Here is a 16,963-nt window from a genome sequence, read left to right as displayed (position 1 = left end):
TGGGTGTGGACGGCACCGAGGCCGGCCCCGTGGATTGGGACGGCGCAGGGCCCTCGTCCACCTTGCCAGGCACAAAGACCGCCGAGCGCCGGATCGGCGCCGCAGCACCGGACGAACCACTGCCCCCCGCACCACTGGACGAGCGGCTTTTGACGGCGGTATCGCCGGGCAAGGCATCGCCCCGGCTCTTGTGGTGTTTGCTTGGCTGGTCAGGCGCTGCCATGGTTTATTCCCTCGGTATTTTTTGTCTTCTGGCTTTATACCTGAATGACCGAGACTCGCTGCGTAAAGTCAGGCGGCGACCGGCTGCACAGGTTTAAAAACCTTTAACCACTTGAGCGCCGGCAAGCCCGTCTGCTGCTGCACCTGGTCGGCGCGCTGGCTGAGCAGCTCGCGGCTGGGGCGGCTGGCCATGCGCTGGGCCAGTACCACGGTGTTGCCCTCCTTGGTCGCCGCAAAGCGCCAGACCGCGTCGGGGCCAAAGGCCTCCTGGATATGGGCGAGGCTGCGGGCAAAGCTGTTGGTGCGGCCAAACAGGTTGACGGTCATGCAGCCGTCCTCGGTCAGCAGGTTGCGGCAGTGCTGGTAGAAGTCGGGGCTGTCGAGCACGGGCGCTGCGGCCTCGTGGTCATACAGATCGACCTGCAGCGCATCAACAGTCTGCAGGTACTGGGGCTTCTGGATTTCCACGCCCGCATCGCCCAGCACAACCTGGAGCTTGTCGCTGTCGGGCGGCAGTTTGAACCACTGGCGGCAGACGGTGATCACTTGGGGATTGAGCTCAATGGCGGTGGTGCTGGCCATGCCCAGCTTTTGCGCGCAGAACTTGGTCGCAGCCGCAGCCCCCAGACCCAGCTGCATCGCACGGCGCTCGGGCACTGTGGGCCAGTCCACCAGCAGCAGCCAGGCCATCATGCGCTGCACATATTCCAGGTCGATATCAAAAGGCTTCTTGATGCGCATCGAGCCTTGCACCCAAGGGGTGCCCAGGTGCAGGTAGCGGGCTCCGTCAAAGTCGGAGATCGTGACCTCGGGCAGCGGCTGGGCCGCCTGTGGAGATTTTCTTTTCGTCGTCATGGGGTGGGATTATCAGCCGTTGTCCTGCCCGGCTCAGTGCATAACCCTGGCCCGCCAGCCTGGGAGCGGATCGGGACAAGGCAGCATGCGCTCCTTGAAAGCCTTTCATAGTTATTTCGAAATAAACGATTGCCATAGATAGGCAATGTCGCTTGCAGACCACGGTGAGGCACTTGGCAGGCGATGCATCGCTTTAGACTGCGGCATTGTTTTTTCTGGCTCGCTGATGTCCAACGCTCTCAAACAACGCTTTCTGTCCTCCGTCATCATGTCCATGCTGCTCTCGGGCCTGATGACCGCCTGGGTCACCTGGTTGAATCTGGGCTTTGTCGGGGATTTTCTCTCGCGCTGGCTGCATGCCTACCTGCTGTCCTGGCCAGCGGCATTCACGATCGTGGTGCTGCTGGCGCCTGCAGTGCAGCGCCTGTCATGGCGCATGGTCGGCGGCAGCCCCGTCTCTCCAAGCCCTGCGCGCGCAAGCGTTGCTGCTGCAAGCGCTCAGGCCAGCAGTCCACAGTGATGCATCACCTCGCGCCAGCCGGCCAGTTTGCGCTCAAAGCTCCATGACGCATTGGCCGGGCTGCTGGAGGGCAGCCGGTAGCTGGGCAGGCCCAGCACGGCCTGCACCCGGGGCGCATGGCGAAAGCTCTCGCCGCCGTTGTGGGCGGCAGCCACCAGCTGCGGGCACTGCTGCTGGAGCGCCACAAAATCGTTGAGCTGCGCATGGCGGATGCTGGTGTCCAGACTGCCTTCGCGCTCGCAGGCGGCATAGACATCCCACAGGCCCAGGCCCCGCGCCAGCAGCCAGGCGCAGCGCTGGGCATAGGCGGCGGGCTGCGGGTGCGCGGGCCACAGCGCTGCCAGCAGCGGCCACATCTGGTTGCGTGGATGGGCATAGTACTGCTGCAGCTGCAAGGACTGCACACCGGGGAAGCTGCCCAGAATCACGACCTTGGTGCCCGGCCCCACAACCGGGGCCAGACCGCACAGCAGCGCATCAGCCATGCGGCGATCCCCCATCGGCGCCGGGCAGCAAAGGCTGCAGCCTTGGCAGCACCCTTGCGGCATTGGCGCTGGTGGCCAGCTGCCAGTCCGTCGCAGTCAATGCCTCCTCCGCTTGGGCCTGGGCTCGCAGGTCGACCATCACCTGGGCAATGCGCGGAATTTCGGCCGGCTGGTTGCGGCCCTGGGCCTGGCCGGCGGCACGCTGCTCGGCGGTGGTGTAGAGCCAGTGCGGCGGAATATCGGGTGCATCGGTCTCGACAACGATGGCCTCCATCGGCAGCTGCTGCAGCAGGCGGCGCAGGTGCAGCGCGCGCTCATAGGTGACGGCGCCGCCAAAGCCCAGCGCAAAGCCGCGCTCGATAAATTGCTGCGCCTGCTGCAGGCTGCCGTTGAAGGCATGCGCAATGCCGCCCTGCACCGGCCAGCGGCGCAGCGCCCGCAGCAGCTGGTCCGACGAACGGCGCACATGCAAGATCACGGGCAAGTCAAAGCGGCGCGCCAGCTGCAGCTGCTGCTCGTAAAACCAGGTCTGGCGCTCGGCATCGAGCCCAGGCACAAAAAAATCCAGGCCGATCTCGCCAATCGCGACCAGGCGCGGGTCAGCCTGGCAGTCTTCGAGCATGGTGGCCAAGGCGTCAATGTCGGCTTCGGCCGCGCGGCCGGTGTAGAGCGGGTGGATGCCCAGCGCATAGCTGTCGCCCCAGCGCTGGGCGAGCTCGCGCACGGTGGCCCAGTTGCTGCGCTCCACCGCCGGGATCACGCAATGCGCCACCCCGGCCACTTGCGCAGCGGCGCGCAGTGCATCGCGGTCGGCATCGAACTCGGGCGCATCCCAGTGGCAGTGGGTGTCAATCCAGAAAGGCATGCGGCCTCAGCAGCGCTCTCAGGCTTCAAAACGCCCGTTGACCATGCGCACCGCACGGTCGCAGCGCTGGGCCAGCTCGCCATCATGGGTGACCATGACAAAGGCCGTGCCGCGCTCGCGCGCCAGCTGCAGCATCAGCGCAAACACGGTGTCGGCGGTGGCGCGGTCCAGGTTGCCGGTGGGCTCATCGGCCAGCACGCAGGCGGGCTGCGTGACCAGCGCGCGCGCAATGGCCACCCGCTGGCGCTCGCCGCCCGAGAGCTCGGCGGGGCGGTGCAGCACGCGGTCCTTGAGGCCCACCGAGGCCAGCACGTCGCGCGCGCGCTCGGCGCATTCGGCATAGGGCAGGCGGCGGATGCGCAGCGGCATCGCGACGTTGTCCAGCGCGCTGAACTCGGGCAGCAGATGGTGGAACTGGTAGATAAAGCCCAGGTGCTGGTTGCGCAGCTCGCCCTGGCGGCTGGCGCTGAGCGTATCGAGCCGCTGGCCGTGCAGGCTGACCGTGCCGCTGCTGGGCGCATCCAGCCCGCCGAGCAAGTGCAGCAGGGTCGATTTGCCCGAGCCCGAGGCGCCGACAATGGCCAGGGTCTCGCCGGCGCGCACCTGCAAGTCGATGCCATGGAGCACCTGCACATCGAGCAGGCCTTCGGTAAAGCGCTTGGTCAGGCCCGAGGCCTCCAGGACGATGGACGAATCATTCATAACGCAGCGCCTCGGCGGGGTTCACGCGGCTGGCGCGCCAGCTGGGATACAGGGTGGCCACAAAGGCCAGGATCAGGGAAATGACGGTAATCGGCACGATATCGCTGCGCTGGGGCTCGCTGGGCATCTGGCTGATGAGGTAAATGTCCTTGGGCAGGAAGCTGGTGTGCAGTGCGCGCTCGATGGCGGGCACGATCACATCGATATTGCAGGCCACCAAGAGGCCCAGGCCCAGACCGGCCAGGGTGCCGATGACGCCAACGAGCGCGCCCTGCACGACAAACACGCCCATGATGCTGCGCGGGCTCGCGCCCAGGGTGCGCAGGATCGCGATATCGGCGCGCTTGTCGGTGACCGTCATCACCAAGGTGGTCACCAGGTTGAACGCGGCCACGGCAACGATCAGCGTCAGGATGATGAACATCATGCGTTTTTCAACCTGAACGGCGGCAAACCAGGTCTTGTTCTGCTGCGTCCAGTCGCGGATCAGCAGGTTGCCGCTCAGGCTATGGGCCAGCTGCTGGGTCACCTCGGGGGCCTGGTGCAGGTCCTTGAGCTTGAGGCGCACGCCGGTCGGGCCTTCGAGGCGGAACAGGCGCTCGGCATCCTCATGGTGCATCAGCACCAGGGTGGAGTCGTACTCGTAGTGGCCGGAATTGAAGGTGCCCACCACCTGCATCTGCTTGAGGCGCGGCACGGTGCCCGCTGGTGTGACCTGGCCGCTGGGCACGATCAAGGTGACCTGGTCGCCCTGACCCACGCCCAGAATGCGCGCCAGCTCCGAGCCCAGCACCACATGGAAGCTGCCTGGTGTGAGCGCCTGCAAACTGCTTTGGTCGATGCCGGTGGTCATGTCGGTGACCTCGGGCTCGAGCGCCGGGTCAATGCCGCGCAGCAAGGCGCCGCGCATGTCCTCACCGCGGGCGACCAGCGCCTGGGCCGAGACAAAGGGCGCCGCGCCAATCACGTTCGGGTTGGCCTTGGCCTCGGCAATGGTGCGGGCCGGATCGGGCAAGGCGTCGCCCCCGGGCGTGAAGATCTCGATATGAGAGACCACGCTGAGCATGCGGTCGCGCACCTCTTTTTGAAAACCGTTCATCACCGACAGCACAATGATCAAGGCCGCCACCCCCAGCGCAATGCCCAGCATGGACACGCCCGAGATGAACGAAATAAACCCGTTGCGCCGGGTTGCACGGCCCGCACGGGTGTAGCGCCAACCCAGCGCCAATTCATAGGGAATCTGCATAAATCGTTCTAAAAATATATTTGGTGCATCCGCTCGGCAAATACAGCACCTTAATCCACTGCACCGCAAACCGCATTGTGGCATCGCCGACAATAGACCCATGTCGGAAAACCAGCATTTGATCATCTCCTACGCAGCCACGGACGAGCCGGGCTGCCAGCAAGCCTTGCAGGCGCTCCCCCTGCCGAACCTGCAACGCCTGCTCAAGCGGTGGTCTGTCAGCGCCAGCGACAACGGCGCGCTGGAAGATTTTGCCCCGCCCCATGAACGTGTGCTGGCCAAGGCTTTGGGCCTGCCGCCCAAGGCCACACCCTGGGCTGCGCTGCAGCAACTGCAAAACGGCCAGGCGCCGGGCGATGCCGCCTGGGCCTTTCTCTCGCCCTGCCACTGGCAGATCTCGCCCGACCAGGTGCGCATGAGCGACCTTTCTGCCGCGCAGATGAGCGAGGACGAATCGCGCAGCCTGCTGGCCATCATGGCGCCCTGGTTCAGCGAAGACGGCATTGCGCTGGTCTACGACCGGCCCGACCGCTGGCTGGCGCGTGGCCCCGTGTTTGCGCAGCTCGATACTGCGGCGCTCGACCGCATTGCGCTGCGCGATGTGCGGCCCTGGCTGCCCGACAAGGCCCAAGCGGCGGTACTCCAGCGCCTGCAGACCGAGATGCAGATGCTGCTCTACACCCATGCCTTCAGCGACGCACGCGAGGCCAGTGGCCGCGCGCCCATCAATTCGTTCTGGGTGCATGGCGCTGGCGCCCTGCCCGCCGGCTACCAACTGCCCGCCCAGACGCCGGTGCTGAACACCACGCTGCGCGACAGCGCCCTGGTGGGGGATTGGCGCAGCTGGCAGCAGCAGTGGCAGCAGCTGGATGCGACACTGGCCTCCACCGCGTGGAGCCAGATCAGCCTGTGCGGCGAAAAAAATGCCATCACGCTGGCGCCCCCGGCCCCCGGCTGGCTACCCCAAATCAAGCAATGGCTGGCTCCGACCAAGCCCATGGCGCTTCTAAGTTCTTTATGAAAATTCTGGCCCGAGATATTCCCCCGCGCACCGTCTGGGCGCTGGAGCAGGCAGGCGTGCACCCGCTGCTCGCCCGCCTGTTTGCCGCGCGCGGTGTGCAGGCCGCTGCTGAGCTGGACGATGGCCTGGCGCAGCTGCTGCCGCCCGCTGGCCTGCTGGGCACGCGCGAGGCGGCGCTGCTGCTGGCCGATGCGATTGGCCGCCAGCAGCGCATCTGCGTCGTGGCAGATTACGACTGCGACGGCGCCACCGCCTGCGCCGTGGCCCTGCGCGGCCTGCGCATGTTGGGCGCCCAGCAGGTCAGCTACCTGGTGCCCGACCGCGTGGTCGATGGCTATGGCCTGACGGCAGCGATTGCCGAGCGCGTGCACCAGCAAGGCGCACAGGTGCTGGTGACCGTGGACAACGGCATTGCCAGCGTGGACGGCGTGGCGCGTGCCAAGGCGCTGGGCATGACGGTGATCGTCACCGACCACCACCTGCCGGCAGCCACCCTGCCGGCGGCCGATGCCATCGTCAATCCCAACCAGCCCGGCTGCAGCTTTGCCAGCAAGGCCATGGCCGGTGTCGGCGTGATGTTCTATGTGCTGATGGCCTTGCGCGCCGAGCTGCGCGATCGCGGCGCCTTTGCCGACATGGCCCAGCCGCGCCTGGACAGCCTGCTGCCGCTGGTGGCGCTGGGCACCGTCGCTGATGTGGTCAAGCTCGATGCCAACAACCGCCGCCTGGTGGCCCAGGGCCTGCGCCGCATCCGCGCCGGCCATATGCCCCCGGGCCTGGGCGCACTCTTCTCGGCCGCCAGCCGGCGCGCGGCCACCGCCAGCACCTTTGACTTTGGTTTTGCGCTGGGCCCGCGCATCAATGCCGCCGGGCGCCTGGCCGACATGACCATCGGTATTGAATGCCTGCTGACCGACGACACCTTGCTGGCCGACACCTTGGCGCGCCAGCTCGACGCCATCAACCGCGAGCGCCGCGATATCGAGACGGGCATGCGCGAGCACGCGATGCTGCTGGCAGAGGCCTTGTTTGAAGAAGGCACCGAGCCGCCACCGGCTGTGAGCGTGTTTGACCCGGACTTCCACGAAGGCGTGGTGGGCATCGTTGCCTCGCGCATCAAGGACAAGCTGCACCGCCCAAGCTTTGTGTTTGCCGCCAGCAGCGCACCGGGCCATGAGCATGAGCTCAAGGGCTCGGGCCGCTCGATCCCCGGCTTCCATCTGCGCGATGCGCTGGACCTGGTGGCCAAGCGCCACCCAGGCGTGCTGATCAAGTTCGGCGGCCATGCGATGGCGGCGGGCTGCACGATTGCGCTGGACGATTTCGAGGTGTTTGAGCAGGCCCTCGCCCAGGTTGCGCAGGAATGGCTCGATGAGCGCACGCTCACCCGCCAGCTGGAGACCGATGGCCCGCTGCCGGTGCAGTTTCGCCATGCCGAGACCGTGGACACGCTCAACAGCCAGGTCTGGGGCCAGGGCTTTGCGCCGCCCACCTTCAGCGAAGAGCTGGAGATCGTCAGCCAGCGCCTGGTGGGGGAAAAACATTTGTCGCTGAAGCTGCGCCACCATGGCGAGATGGTGGACGGCATCTGGTTTGGCCATACCGAGCCACTGCCGGCCAAGGTGCTGCTGGCCTACCGGCTGGACATCAATGAATGGCAGGGCCAGCGCAAGCTGCAGTTCCTGGTCGAAGGCGCGCAGCTGCCCAGCTGAGCGGGGCCGGGGGTTTGAGGGGCCGCAAGACTTTACTAAAAGTTAAGGAAATAGCGCGAATGCGGAAGACCTGGGTCACCGTAATTTTCTAAAATACGCGCCGCAGTCGCCCGTGCACAAGATCCGTGTTGCACTGGCATTCTGACCTTGGGGTGCGCGGCGGGACGGGCTGGCCTTCCAGTCCGGCACGGGCCCGGGCGCCAGTGGTCGCCCACCCCATGGGTTTGATTGTTAATTTAATATCAGTCATAGGCTAGATACTTTCTAGATGGCTGTGAAGCACCAAGACATTCCATGAGCAATATTTCCGTGGCCGTGCTGGGCGCCGGCATGGTGGGCGTTGCCAGCGCATTGGCGCTGCAGAAAAAGGGTTTTCGCGTCACCTTGCTGGACCGGCTGGCCCCTGGCGAAGAGACCTCGTACGGTAACGCCGGGGTGATCGCGCGCAGCTCGCTGATGCCCTTCAACAACCCCAGCCTCTGGGGCAACCTGCCGGTGCTGCTGAAAAACCAGAGCGCCGGCTTTCGCTACCAGGCCCGCTTTCTGCTGCAGAACCTGGGCTGGGCCGCGCGCTTTGTCGCCCAGGCCCGCACCCAGGTGTTTGAGGAAACCACCACCGCGCTCGACAGCCTCATCCGCCTGTCGATGAACGAGCATGCCCAGCTGCTGCGCGCCAGCGGCGCGGCCCACCGCATGCGCGACAACGGCTGGATGTTTCTCTACCGCCAGTCCAGTGCCTTTGCCGGCGGCGCGCTGGCGCGCGAGCGCATGGCGCACTTCGGCGTGGCCACCGAGGTGCTCGAGCGCGACCACATCCGCCAGCTGGAGCCGGCCCTGAACCCGATTTTTGAGCGCGCGCTGTGGATCAAGGACAGCTGGTCGGTCGACAGCCCCGGCGACGTCGTCAAGGCCTATGCCGAGCTGTTCCGCAAGCAGGGCGGCCAGTATGCGCAGGCGCGCATCAAGACCGTCGAGCCGCTGGCCGGCAGCCGCTGGCGCATCCGCGCCGATGGTGCGCACGATGGCCTGGAGGCCGACCGCGTGGTGGTCGCGCTGGGCCCCTGGAGCCGCCAGTTCATGGCGACCCTGGGCGTGAAGGTGCCGATGGCCTATGAGCGCGGCTACCACATGCACTTTGCGCCGCCCGCGTCCTGCAATATCTCGCGCCCGGTCTATGACACCGCCGGCGCCTATGTGCTCAGCCCGATGGAGCAAGGCCTGCGCCTGACCAGTGGCGTGGAACTGACCGATATCGACGCCCCCGCCAACCCGGTGCAGCTGGGCCTGGCCGAAGCCGCTGCCCGCGAGGCGATCGACATGGGCCAGGCGCTGGAGCCCGCGCCCTGGATGGGCAGCCGCCCCACCCTGCCCGACAGCCGTCCCATCATTGGCGCGATGCCGGGCCAGCGCAACCTCTGGCTGGCCTTTGGCCACCAGCACATCGGCTTTAGCACCGGGCCGGGCACGGGCGCCATTTTGGCGGCGCTGATGCGCGGCGACGATGCACCGGTCGATGTGCGCCCGTTCCGCGCCGAGCGTTTTCTCAAGGGCTAAAGAACTTCTGTAATTACGCCCGGGCCGCATGGCCGGGCGCTTCAGGCCTGGCCAGAATCAGGCGGGCAGCGCCGCCCAGCGCTGCGCCAGCAGGCTCACCACATCGTGCACCGGCAGCCCGGTGGCGCGCGCCACCGCATCGCGGTAGACGGGCATATTCGTGCACTCCAGCACGATCGATCCCAGCTGCGGATGGGCCTGGCACAGTGCAACGGCAGCGGCCACCACATCGCGCTCGGCCTGGGCGATGTCCATCTCCAATTCATTGCCGAGAATGCGCCTGGCAAATTCCCCCTCCGGCGCCACGCCTTGCACGGGGGTGCCTTCGGGCACGCCTGCGGCAGCCAGAATGCGCGGCGTGAGGCTGGCAGCGGCAATCGTGACCACACCGGGCCGGGGCAGCTGCGCGCACTGCAGCAGGCTGGAGCTGACCACGGGCACATCGACGCTGCTGGCCAGCAGCTCCTGGTAGGCGGCCAGAAAGCCGCAGCTGGTGGTGATCAGCGCCGCGCCTTGCGCCTGCATTGCGCGGGCCGCATCGACAAAGGGCTGCACAAAGCGGGGATCGGCCTCGCGCACGATCTTGGCGGGCGAGGCGCCTTGCACCTTGTGCATCTGCACGGGGATGCCCAGCGCTGCCCAGGTCTGCAGGTTGCCGATGTCCCCGGGCGGGCGCGGGAACTGGGTGTCGAGCATCAGGATGCCGAGGAAGGGCACAGAGGCAGTGGCGGGCAACATGGGCAGGTTCAGTCAAGCAGGGGCAGCGCCGGCAGTGCGCCACGGCGGTCGATCTTGCGGCTCAGCACCACCGAGGTGTAGGTCTGGCGAATGCCTTCGATCAGGCCGATGCGGTCGAGCAAGGCATCGAGCTTTTCGTTGGAGTCGCAGCGCAAAAAGATCATGTAGTCATGCTGGCCGGAGACGGCCGAGACCTCTTCGACCTCGGGGATGCTCTCGAGCACCTGCATGACCGCCTGGGCGGTCTTGGGCATCACGCTGATGCCGCAGTAGGCGCGCACGGCCGACTGCTCGAGCTTGGAGCCCAGGCGCACGCCGTAGCCGGCAATGACGCCTTCTTTTTCGAGGCGCGCAATGCGGGCAACCACCGTCGTGCGCGCCAGGTTGAGCTTGCGCGCCAGCTTGGCCGTGGACTCGCGGGCGTCAGCCTGCAACAGTGCCAGCAGCTTGCGGTCAATATCGTCGAGTCGAAAATCCATGGTTCTCCTCCCTGCTGGTTAGGCGGTGTGGCCGATGATGCGGCCCAGAAAGCTGCGCGTGGCCTCGTGCTGCGGGTTGTCGATCACCTGCGCGGGCGGGCCCTCCTCAACCACCACACCATCGCGCATGAAGACGACCTTGTCGGCCACCTCGCGGGCAAAGGCGATCTCGTGGGTCACCAAGATCATGGTCATGCCGTCGCGCGCCAGCGACTGGATGACCTGGAGCACCTCGCCAACCAGCTCGGGGTCGAGCGCGGAGGTGGCCTCGTCAAACAGCATCACGCTGGGCTGCATGGCCAGCGCGCGGGCAATGGCCACGCGCTGCTTTTGGCCGCCCGAGAGCTGGTCGGGCATCATCTGCGCGCGCTCGGCCAGACCCACCTTTTGCAGCAGGGCCGTAGCGCGGGCCTGGGCTTCGGACTTGCTGATGCGCAGCACCGTGAGCGGGCCTTCCATGACGTTTTGCAGCACCGTCATGTGCGGGAACAGGTTGAAATGCTGGAACACCATGCCGGTGCGTGCACGAAAGCCCGCCAACACCTTGTCCTTGGGCAGCTGGGTCTGCTTGCCGCTGAAGGCCAGCGACTGCGCATCGACGCGGATGTCGCCGCCATCGGGCACGGTCAGCAGGTTGATGCAGCGCAGCAAGGTGGACTTGCCCGAGCCCGACGGCCCGATAAGTGCCACCACCTGGCCCCGGTTCACATCCAGGCAGATGTCCTTGAGAACATCGAGCTTGCCAAAGGATTTTTTCAGGCCACGAATACAAATGAGCGGTTGGTCTTGCATCTCAGGCCTCCTTGCCGGCCGCTGTGCCGTGCTCCAGGCGCTTGGCCCACAAGGTCACAGGGAAAAGAATCACGAAATAGGTGATGGCGATGAAGGTGTAGACCTCCAGCGGGCGGTAGGTGTCATGCGCGATCACCTGGCCCTGGTAGAGCAGATCGGGCACGGCCAGCACCATCAGCAGCGAGGTGTTCTTGAGCTGCAGGATCGACTGGTTGACCAGCGGCGGAATCATCTTGCGGAAAGCCTGGGGCAGGATCACGCGGCGCATCACCTGGCCGCGCGTCATGCCAATGGCCTGGCCCGCTTCGGTCTGGCCGATATCGGTGGAGATGATGCCGCCGCGGATGATTTCGGAATAGAAGGCGCCGCCGTACAGCGACAGGCACAGCGCAGCGGCCACGGGCGCGCTCATCTCGATGCCGGTGAGCACGGGCAGCGCGTAGTAGAACCACACCAGCTGCACCAGCACCGGCGTGCAGCGAAAGACCTCGACAAAGGCGCGCAGCGGCGCCGTGACGATCTTGTTGCTCGACAGGCGCCCCAGGCCTGCAACCAGCCCGACCGCAAGGCCCCCCAGGATACAGATCACCGTGAACAGCAAGGTGTAGCCCACGCCGCCGACCAGCAGCATGCGGTACTTCCACAGGAAACTAAAGTCCCACTCGTACATAAATCAATTTACCTTTAACGCATACACCCCGGAGGCAGCACGCGGCTGCAACCGGGGTGTTTCACATGGGCACCACGCCCATGTGGACCAACCATCAGAACTTGACTTCCTTGGGGAAGGAATCGGCCTTGACGCCGGCCAGCTTTTCCATGTTCTTGAGCACCACGGACTGGATCTCGCCCTTGGAGCGGGCTTCATCCAGCCAGGCATTGACGGCGTTCTCGAAGTCCTTGTTCGGCTCCTTGCGCAGGCCCACGTTGGTGTTGGCCGTCTCGACCGGCGTTGGCACATAGACCGTGCCCACATCGGGGCGCTTGGCCACCAGTGGCTGCGACAGCAGCACCACCAGCACCTGGCAGTCGGAGCGGCCGGTTTGCACCGACATCGTCGCCGCGCCCGAGCTCTCCAGACGCGAAATATTGGCCTTGGGCAGCGCGCGGGTGGCGAACTGGTCCTGGTTGGAGCCGATATCGACCACCACCTTGGCATCGGGGTTGTTCAGCTGCTCCCAGGTCTGCACCGGGGCATGGCCCTTTTTGCAGACGGCCGTGAAGGTGTTGTTGAGCAAGGGCTTGGAGAAGTTGACCACTTCCATGCGCTGGGGGGTCGGGGCCATCGCGAACATCAGGTCGATCTTGTTGGCCTGCAGGTCCAGCACGGCATTGCCCCAGGTGGTCTCGACGAACTTGACGTTCACGCCGAGCTTCTTGGCCAGGCTCTCGCCAAAGTCAGGGCCAAAGCCTTCCCACTTCTGCGTCACCAGGTCCTTGCTGAAGTAGGGGATCGCACCCGCAACGGTGCCCACGCGCAGCTCTTTGGTGCGCTTGACGCGGTCCATCGTGGACTCACCGCTTTGCGCCAGGGCCGCGCCAGCCACCGATACACCTGCGACCACCAAGGCGGCTGCACCCATCCACTTTTTGACAGAAAACATCTACGTATCCTCTAGACGCAGCGAAAACGGGCTGCGCGACCGTGAAAAACCGACAGTGTATTCCTGTTAAAAACCCTAGTAAAAAACACAAAACGTCGAGATGCATTGTTATTTTCGTCAAATCGGCGAAACAATGACAATTTAAGGGTTAATACTGACATTTCAGAGACAGCAGATGCCGGAAAACCGCGCATTCCCCCAGGATGCTGCGCCGGGTCTGACACGCTGGGCGCGGCTCGCGGCCTACAATGGTTCGCTATTCCCCTAGCCAAATTCATGCCAGACATGCTGAACGCCGATCTGCACTGCCACTCCACGTTTTCCGACGGCACCCTGAGCCCGGAAGCGCTGGCGCAGCGTGCGCGCGAGCGCGGTGTGCAGCTGTGGGCGCTCACCGACCATGACGAGGTCAGCGGCCTGGACCGGGCGAGCGCCGCTGCCGCCCAGCAGCAGATGGCGTTTTTGAGCGGCGTGGAGATCTCGGTCAGCTTTGGCGAAACCACGGTGCACATCGTAGGGCTGGGCTTTGACTGGCAGCACCCCGGCTTGCGCGCCGGGCTGGCCCGCACACGGGGCGGCCGCGAACAACGCGCCCGCGACATGGCCGCTGGCCTGGAAAAAGTGGGTATCGGTGGCGCATATGAGGGCGCGCTGCGCTATGTGGGCAACCCCGATCTGATCTCGCGCACGCACTTTGCGCGCTTTTTGGTGGATACGCGGGTCTGCCGCGATCCGGCCGAGGTGTTTCGCTACTACCTGGTCGAAGGCAAACCCGGCTTTGTGCCCCACCGCTGGGCCCGGCTGCAGGATGCGGTGCAGTGGATCGTGCAAGCGGGCGGTATGGCCGTCATTGCCCACCCGGCGCGCTACCACTTGAATGGCGGCGAAGAGCATGCGCTGTTCTCGTCCTTCAAGGACTATGGCGGCCAAGGCGTGGAAGTGGTCACCGGCAGCCACTTTCCGCATGAATACACCACCTACGCGGACATGGCCAAGAGCTTTGGCTTTTATGCCTCGCGTGGCTGCGATTTTCACAGCCCGGGGGAATCGGGTACCGATTTTGGTGCCCTGCCCCCGCTGCCCAGCGGGGTGCAACCCGTCTGGCAGGCGCTGGAGGGGCGCATTGTGCACCCCCGCCCACCGCCGCAGGGCCTTGCCCATTGATCCAGGCGCCCTGCAGCCGCACGGCAGCCTCACGATAACAAAAGCAACAGCAACACCATGGCCCAATATTTCGAGGTTCACCCAGACAATCCCCAGCCGCGCCTGCTCAAGCAGGCCGCCGCCATGCTCAAGGACGGCGGCATCCTGGCCGTGCCCACCGATTCGAGCTACGCCTTTGTTTGCGCGCTGGACAACAAGCAGGTGGTCGACCGCCTGCGCCGCATTCGTCAGATCGACGACAAGCGCATGCTGACCTTGCTGTGCTGCGATCTGTCACAACTGTCGAGCTATGCGATGGTGGACAACCACCAGTTCCGCATGCTCAAGCTGGGCACGCCCGGGCCCTTCACCTTTATTCTCGATGCCACCAAGGAAGTGCCCCGCCGCATCAGCCACCCTTCGCGCAAGACCATCGGCCTGCGCGTGCCCGACAACAAGGGCTTGCTGATGCTGCTGGAGCTGCATGGCGAGCCGCTGCTGTCCACCACCCTCATCCCGCCGGGCGAGACCGAGCCGCTCAACGACCCCGAGGAGATCCGCGAGCGCTTTGAATCGCAGATCGAGCTGGTCGTCAACGCCGGCCCCTGCCCGCTCGAGCCCACGACGATTGTCGACCTGACGCCGATGGGCACCGGTGGCGCGCCGGTGGTGGTGCGCGAGGGCCGCGGCCCGCTGGCGCAGCTGGGCCTGTAGCCCCATACTGGCTGGTGGCAGCAGCGCCGCACCAGGGCTGCCTGCCCGGGCCGCGCAATCGTTTGCCACGGCCATTGCCATGGCCTGGCAGCGGCCACTGGCAAATCTGATAGGCTCGCCTCTGCCTGGTGCGCTGCGGCGTGCCCTCCTCCCCTTTGACCACTGCCCATTCCGTGAACGCTGACCTGATACAAACCGTTCTGATCTACGCCCTGCCTGTGCTGTTTTCCATCACTGTGCACGAGGCAGCGCATGGCTATGCTGCGCGCCATTTTGGTGACAACACCGCCGCCATGCTGGGCCGCCTCACGCTCAACCCGCTCAAGCACATCGACCCTATCGGCACCATCCTGATGCCGCTGATGCTGTATTTCATGACCTCGGGCGCGTTTGTGTTTGGCTATGCCAAGCCCGTGCCCGTGGCCTTCGGCAACCTGCGCAACCCCAAGCGCGACATGATCTGGGTGGCACTGGCCGGCCCGGCCACCAATTTTGTGCAGGCCCTTCTGTGGGCGCTGGTCTACGGCATCTTGGTCGCCTCCGGCGTCGATGAGCGCTTTTTCCTCAAGATGGCGCAGGCGGGGGTGCTGGTCAACCTCGTGATGTGGGCCTTCAACCTGTTTCCGCTGCCCCCGCTCGATGGCGGCCGGGTACTGGTGGGCCTGCTGCCCTACAAGCAGGCGGTGGCCGTCTCCAAGATCGAGCCCTATGGCTTTTTCATCGTCATGGGTCTGGTGATTGCCGGCGTCGTCAGCACCTTCTGGATGCGCCCCCTGATGAGCCTGGGCTACGCTGTGGTCAGCGTGGTGCTGATGCCCTTTAGCTGATCGCCCGGCCCCACTGCCGTGCAGCACCGCAAAGCATATTGATGGATAGTTATGACTAAGACACGTTATCTCACTGGTATCACCCCTTCGGGAACGCCCCACCTGGGCAACTACGCTGGCATGATGCGCCCGGCCATCGCTGCCAGCCGCGCAGGCGATGTGGAGAACTTCTACTTTCTGGCCGACTACCACGCGCTGATCAAGTGCCAGGATCCCGAGCGCGTCAACCGCTCGACGCTGGAGATTGCCGCCAGCTGGCTGGCCGCAGGCCTGAACCCCGAGCACGTCACCTTCTACCGCCAGTCGGACATCCCCGAGATTCCCGAGCTGACCTGGTTTCTGACCTGCGTTACCGGCAAGGGCGTGCTCAACCGGGCTCACGCCTACAAGGCCGCGCAGGACAAGAATGCCGAAACCGGCAAGGACGGCGATGACGGCGTGACTGCGGGCCTGTTCATGTACCCGGTGCTGATGGGCGCTGACATCCTGGCCTTCAACGCCAACAAGGTGCCGGTGGGCCGCGACCAGATCCAGCACATCGAGATGGCGCGCGACATGGCATCGAGCTTCAACCACCTGTATGGCGAGCATTTCGTGCTGCCCGAGGCGGCGGTGGACGACAACGTGGCGACCTTGGCCGGCCTTGACGGCCGCAAGATGAGCAAGAGCTACGACAACACGATCCCGCTGTTCTCCACCCAGGCCCAGCTCAAGAAGCTGATCGGCAGCATCGTCACCGACTCGCGTGCACCGGGCGAGCCCAAGGACGTGGAAGGCTCGGCGCTGTTCCAGATCTACCAGGCCTTTGCCAGCGCAGAGGAAACCGCAGCCCTGCGCCAGGCCTATGCCGATGGCATTGGCTGGGGCGAGGCCAAGACCCTGCTGTTCGAATGCATTGACCGGGAGCTCGCCCCGTTGCGTGAACGCTACAACTACCTGATGGCCCATCCCCAGGAAGTGGAAGCTATTTTGCAAAGCGGCGCACAAAAGGCGCGTGCATATTCGGGCCCTTTACTACACAAGTTACGTGCGGCTGTTGGCCTGCGGCCACTGACGCCGGCCAGCACGGCCGCTGCGCCCAAGGCTGCGGCCAAGCAAGGCGGCGCTGCTTTCAAGCAGTACCGCGACAAGGACGGCAAGTTCTATTTCAAACTGGTGCGCGCCGATGGCGGGCTGCTGCTGCAAAGCCAGGGCTTTGATGCCCCCCGGGATGCGGGCGCCATGATTGCCCATTTGCAGGCTGCGCCGCAGAATCTGCAAGACGCCATGGACAACCTGCAATTGGGCGACGGCTTTTCGCTGTCGGATGTGCGGTTGGCGTTGAAAGAGATAGCCGAGAGTTAAGAGACTGCCTATACTGCATTTGCAACCAATTGTTGAAGCTGTCACCGTCGTGGCAATTTCCCCGTTTAACGCAGTGTGGAGCCGGTGATTCAATTTGCTTTTATTATTGAGCTATCAAATAAAAGCAAGCTATTGAG

General features: G+C 65.0%; 18 protein-coding genes. 8 read left to right on the top strand and 10 right to left on the bottom strand.

Annotated features, from left to right (window positions below; translation table 11 throughout):
- Positions 1–291: 291 nt before the first annotated feature.
- A complete protein-coding gene (locus tag ACPEE1_RS07205) occupies positions 292–1,077 on the bottom strand; it encodes a spermidine synthase (RefSeq protein ID WP_423935719.1) in 786 nt (261 codons plus the stop codon).
- 226 nt (positions 1,078–1,303) lie between these two features.
- Here ACPEE1_RS07205 and ACPEE1_RS07200 point away from each other — a divergent pair, with 226 nt between their 5' ends.
- Complete coding sequence (locus ACPEE1_RS07200) at positions 1,304–1,597, top strand: DUF2798 domain-containing protein (RefSeq protein ID WP_116927195.1); 294 nt, start codon at positions 1,304–1,306, stop codon at positions 1,595–1,597.
- On the opposite strand, the gene ACPEE1_RS07195 is transcribed toward ACPEE1_RS07200, so the two are convergent.
- Genes ACPEE1_RS07195 through ACPEE1_RS07180 form a run of 4 tightly spaced genes read right to left on the bottom strand, consistent with a single transcriptional unit; the run spans position 1,576 to position 4,898 of the window.
- A complete protein-coding gene (locus ACPEE1_RS07195) occupies positions 1,576–2,082 on the bottom strand; it encodes a DNA-deoxyinosine glycosylase (RefSeq protein ID WP_260720115.1) in 507 nt (168 codons plus the stop codon). The genes ACPEE1_RS07200 and ACPEE1_RS07195 overlap by 22 nt on opposite strands.
- Positions 2,075–2,947 (bottom strand): TatD family hydrolase, encoded by an 873-nt coding sequence (locus tag ACPEE1_RS07190; RefSeq protein ID WP_182343053.1) that lies wholly within the window; start codon positions 2,945–2,947, stop codon positions 2,075–2,077. The genes ACPEE1_RS07195 and ACPEE1_RS07190 overlap by 8 nt, the downstream gene beginning before the upstream one ends.
- A gap of 18 nt (positions 2,948–2,965) precedes the next feature.
- A complete protein-coding gene (gene lolD / locus ACPEE1_RS07185; protein ID WP_116927192.1) occupies positions 2,966–3,649 on the bottom strand; it encodes a lipoprotein-releasing ABC transporter ATP-binding protein LolD in 684 nt (227 codons plus the stop codon).
- Positions 3,642–4,898 (bottom strand): lipoprotein-releasing ABC transporter permease subunit, encoded by a 1,257-nt coding sequence (locus ACPEE1_RS07180; RefSeq protein WP_116927191.1) that lies wholly within the window; start codon positions 4,896–4,898, stop codon positions 3,642–3,644. The genes lolD and ACPEE1_RS07180 overlap by 8 nt, the downstream gene beginning before the upstream one ends.
- Positions 4,899–4,998: 100 nt before the next feature.
- Here ACPEE1_RS07180 and ACPEE1_RS07175 point away from each other — a divergent pair, with 100 nt between their 5' ends.
- From ACPEE1_RS07175 to ACPEE1_RS07165, 3 genes are all read left to right on the top strand, one after another.
- Complete coding sequence (locus ACPEE1_RS07175) at positions 4,999–5,919, top strand: phosphoglycerate mutase (RefSeq protein WP_116927190.1); 921 nt, start codon at positions 4,999–5,001, stop codon at positions 5,917–5,919.
- On the top strand, positions 5,916–7,631 hold the full coding sequence (gene recJ / locus ACPEE1_RS07170; RefSeq protein ID WP_116927189.1) for a single-stranded-DNA-specific exonuclease RecJ: 1,716 nt from the start codon (positions 5,916–5,918) through the stop codon (positions 7,629–7,631). The genes ACPEE1_RS07175 and recJ overlap by 4 nt, the downstream gene beginning before the upstream one ends.
- A 294-nt stretch (positions 7,632–7,925) precedes the next feature.
- Entirely contained in the window at positions 7,926–9,185 is a 1,260-nt protein-coding gene (locus ACPEE1_RS07165; RefSeq protein ID WP_116927188.1) for an NAD(P)/FAD-dependent oxidoreductase, read from the top strand.
- A gap of 57 nt (positions 9,186–9,242) precedes the next feature.
- Here ACPEE1_RS07165 and ACPEE1_RS07160 read toward each other — a convergent pair whose 3' ends face one another.
- The 5 genes from ACPEE1_RS07160 to ACPEE1_RS07140 all read right to left on the bottom strand — a co-directional run bounded on the left by ACPEE1_RS07160 (position 9,243) and on the right by ACPEE1_RS07140 (position 12,798).
- Complete coding sequence (locus ACPEE1_RS07160) at positions 9,243–9,923, bottom strand: aspartate/glutamate racemase family protein (protein ID WP_116927187.1); 681 nt, start codon at positions 9,921–9,923, stop codon at positions 9,243–9,245.
- A gap of 8 nt (positions 9,924–9,931) precedes the next feature.
- On the bottom strand, positions 9,932–10,402 hold the full coding sequence (locus ACPEE1_RS07155; protein ID WP_021026316.1) for an Lrp/AsnC family transcriptional regulator: 471 nt from the start codon (positions 10,400–10,402) through the stop codon (positions 9,932–9,934).
- Between the two features lie 18 nt (positions 10,403–10,420).
- A complete protein-coding gene (locus ACPEE1_RS07150) occupies positions 10,421–11,194 on the bottom strand; it encodes an amino acid ABC transporter ATP-binding protein (RefSeq protein ID WP_423935713.1) in 774 nt (257 codons plus the stop codon).
- Position 11,195: 1 nt separating this feature from the next.
- Complete coding sequence (locus ACPEE1_RS07145; protein WP_423935711.1) at positions 11,196–11,864, bottom strand: amino acid ABC transporter permease; 669 nt, start codon at positions 11,862–11,864, stop codon at positions 11,196–11,198.
- A 94-nt stretch (positions 11,865–11,958) separates the two neighbouring features.
- Positions 11,959–12,798, bottom strand: coding sequence for a transporter substrate-binding domain-containing protein (locus ACPEE1_RS07140; RefSeq protein ID WP_243419416.1), 840 nt, complete (start codon positions 12,796–12,798; stop codon positions 11,959–11,961).
- A 276-nt stretch (positions 12,799–13,074) separates the two neighbouring features.
- Here ACPEE1_RS07140 and ACPEE1_RS07135 point away from each other — a divergent pair, with 276 nt between their 5' ends.
- The 4 genes from ACPEE1_RS07135 to ACPEE1_RS07120 all read left to right on the top strand — a co-directional run bounded on the left by ACPEE1_RS07135 (position 13,075) and on the right by ACPEE1_RS07120 (position 16,826).
- Positions 13,075–13,962, top strand: a complete 888-nt coding sequence (locus tag ACPEE1_RS07135) for a 3',5'-nucleoside bisphosphate phosphatase (RefSeq protein ID WP_423935709.1) — start codon at positions 13,075–13,077, stop codon at positions 13,960–13,962.
- Positions 13,963–14,019: 57 nt separating this feature from the next.
- A complete protein-coding gene (locus ACPEE1_RS07130; protein ID WP_021026320.1) occupies positions 14,020–14,655 on the top strand; it encodes an L-threonylcarbamoyladenylate synthase in 636 nt (211 codons plus the stop codon).
- A gap of 173 nt (positions 14,656–14,828) precedes the next feature.
- Positions 14,829–15,482 carry a site-2 protease family protein gene (locus ACPEE1_RS07125; protein WP_043339503.1) on the top strand — a complete coding sequence of 218 codons (654 nt, stop codon included), beginning with the start codon at positions 14,829–14,831 and terminating at the stop codon, positions 15,480–15,482.
- 51 nt (positions 15,483–15,533) lie between these two features.
- The gene (locus tag ACPEE1_RS07120; RefSeq protein WP_423935706.1) at positions 15,534–16,826 is read left to right on the top strand and encodes a tryptophan--tRNA ligase; all 1,293 of its coding nucleotides are present in this window, start codon (positions 15,534–15,536) and stop codon (positions 16,824–16,826) included.
- Positions 16,827–16,963 lie beyond the last annotated feature (137 nt).

Origin of the sequence: Comamonas sp. 23 (assembly GCF_049601575.1) — a bacterium.
Taxonomy (GTDB): Bacteria; Pseudomonadota; Gammaproteobacteria; order Burkholderiales; family Burkholderiaceae_C; genus Comamonas; species Comamonas squillarum.
This window is presented reverse-complemented; position numbering and strand designations above follow the sequence as displayed.

Coding starts and splice junctions, on each gene's coding strand:
- ACPEE1_RS07180 (WP_116927191.1), bottom strand. CDS start 4,898: ATGCAGATTCCCTATGAATTGGCGCTGGGTTGGCGCTACACCCGTGCG.
- ACPEE1_RS07145 (WP_423935711.1), bottom strand. CDS start 11,864: ATGTACGAGTGGGACTTTAGTTTCCTGTGGAAGTACCGCATGCTGCTG.
- ACPEE1_RS07140 (WP_243419416.1), bottom strand. CDS start 12,798: ATGTTTTCTGTCAAAAAGTGGATGGGTGCAGCCGCCTTGGTGGTCGCA.
- ACPEE1_RS07130 (WP_021026320.1), top strand. CDS start 14,020: ATGGCCCAATATTTCGAGGTTCACCCAGACAATCCCCAGCCGCGCCTG.
- ACPEE1_RS07195 (WP_260720115.1), bottom strand. CDS start 2,082: ATGGCTGATGCGCTGCTGTGCGGTCTGGCCCCGGTTGTGGGGCCGGGC.
- ACPEE1_RS07165 (WP_116927188.1), top strand. CDS start 7,926: ATGAGCAATATTTCCGTGGCCGTGCTGGGCGCCGGCATGGTGGGCGTT.
- ACPEE1_RS07135 (WP_423935709.1), top strand. CDS start 13,075: ATGCCAGACATGCTGAACGCCGATCTGCACTGCCACTCCACGTTTTCC.
- ACPEE1_RS07175 (WP_116927190.1), top strand. CDS start 4,999: ATGTCGGAAAACCAGCATTTGATCATCTCCTACGCAGCCACGGACGAG.
- ACPEE1_RS07205 (WP_423935719.1), bottom strand. CDS start 1,077: ATGACGACGAAAAGAAAATCTCCACAGGCGGCCCAGCCGCTGCCCGAG.
- ACPEE1_RS07160 (WP_116927187.1), bottom strand. CDS start 9,923: ATGTTGCCCGCCACTGCCTCTGTGCCCTTCCTCGGCATCCTGATGCTC.
- ACPEE1_RS07150 (WP_423935713.1), bottom strand. CDS start 11,194: ATGCAAGACCAACCGCTCATTTGTATTCGTGGCCTGAAAAAATCCTTT.
- ACPEE1_RS07190 (WP_182343053.1), bottom strand. CDS start 2,947: ATGCCTTTCTGGATTGACACCCACTGCCACTGGGATGCGCCCGAGTTC.
- lolD (WP_116927192.1), bottom strand. CDS start 3,649: ATGAATGATTCGTCCATCGTCCTGGAGGCCTCGGGCCTGACCAAGCGC.
- ACPEE1_RS07200 (WP_116927195.1), top strand. CDS start 1,304: ATGTCCAACGCTCTCAAACAACGCTTTCTGTCCTCCGTCATCATGTCC.
- recJ (WP_116927189.1), top strand. CDS start 5,916: ATGAAAATTCTGGCCCGAGATATTCCCCCGCGCACCGTCTGGGCGCTG.
- ACPEE1_RS07155 (WP_021026316.1), bottom strand. CDS start 10,402: ATGGATTTTCGACTCGACGATATTGACCGCAAGCTGCTGGCACTGTTG.
- ACPEE1_RS07120 (WP_423935706.1), top strand. CDS start 15,534: ATGACTAAGACACGTTATCTCACTGGTATCACCCCTTCGGGAACGCCC.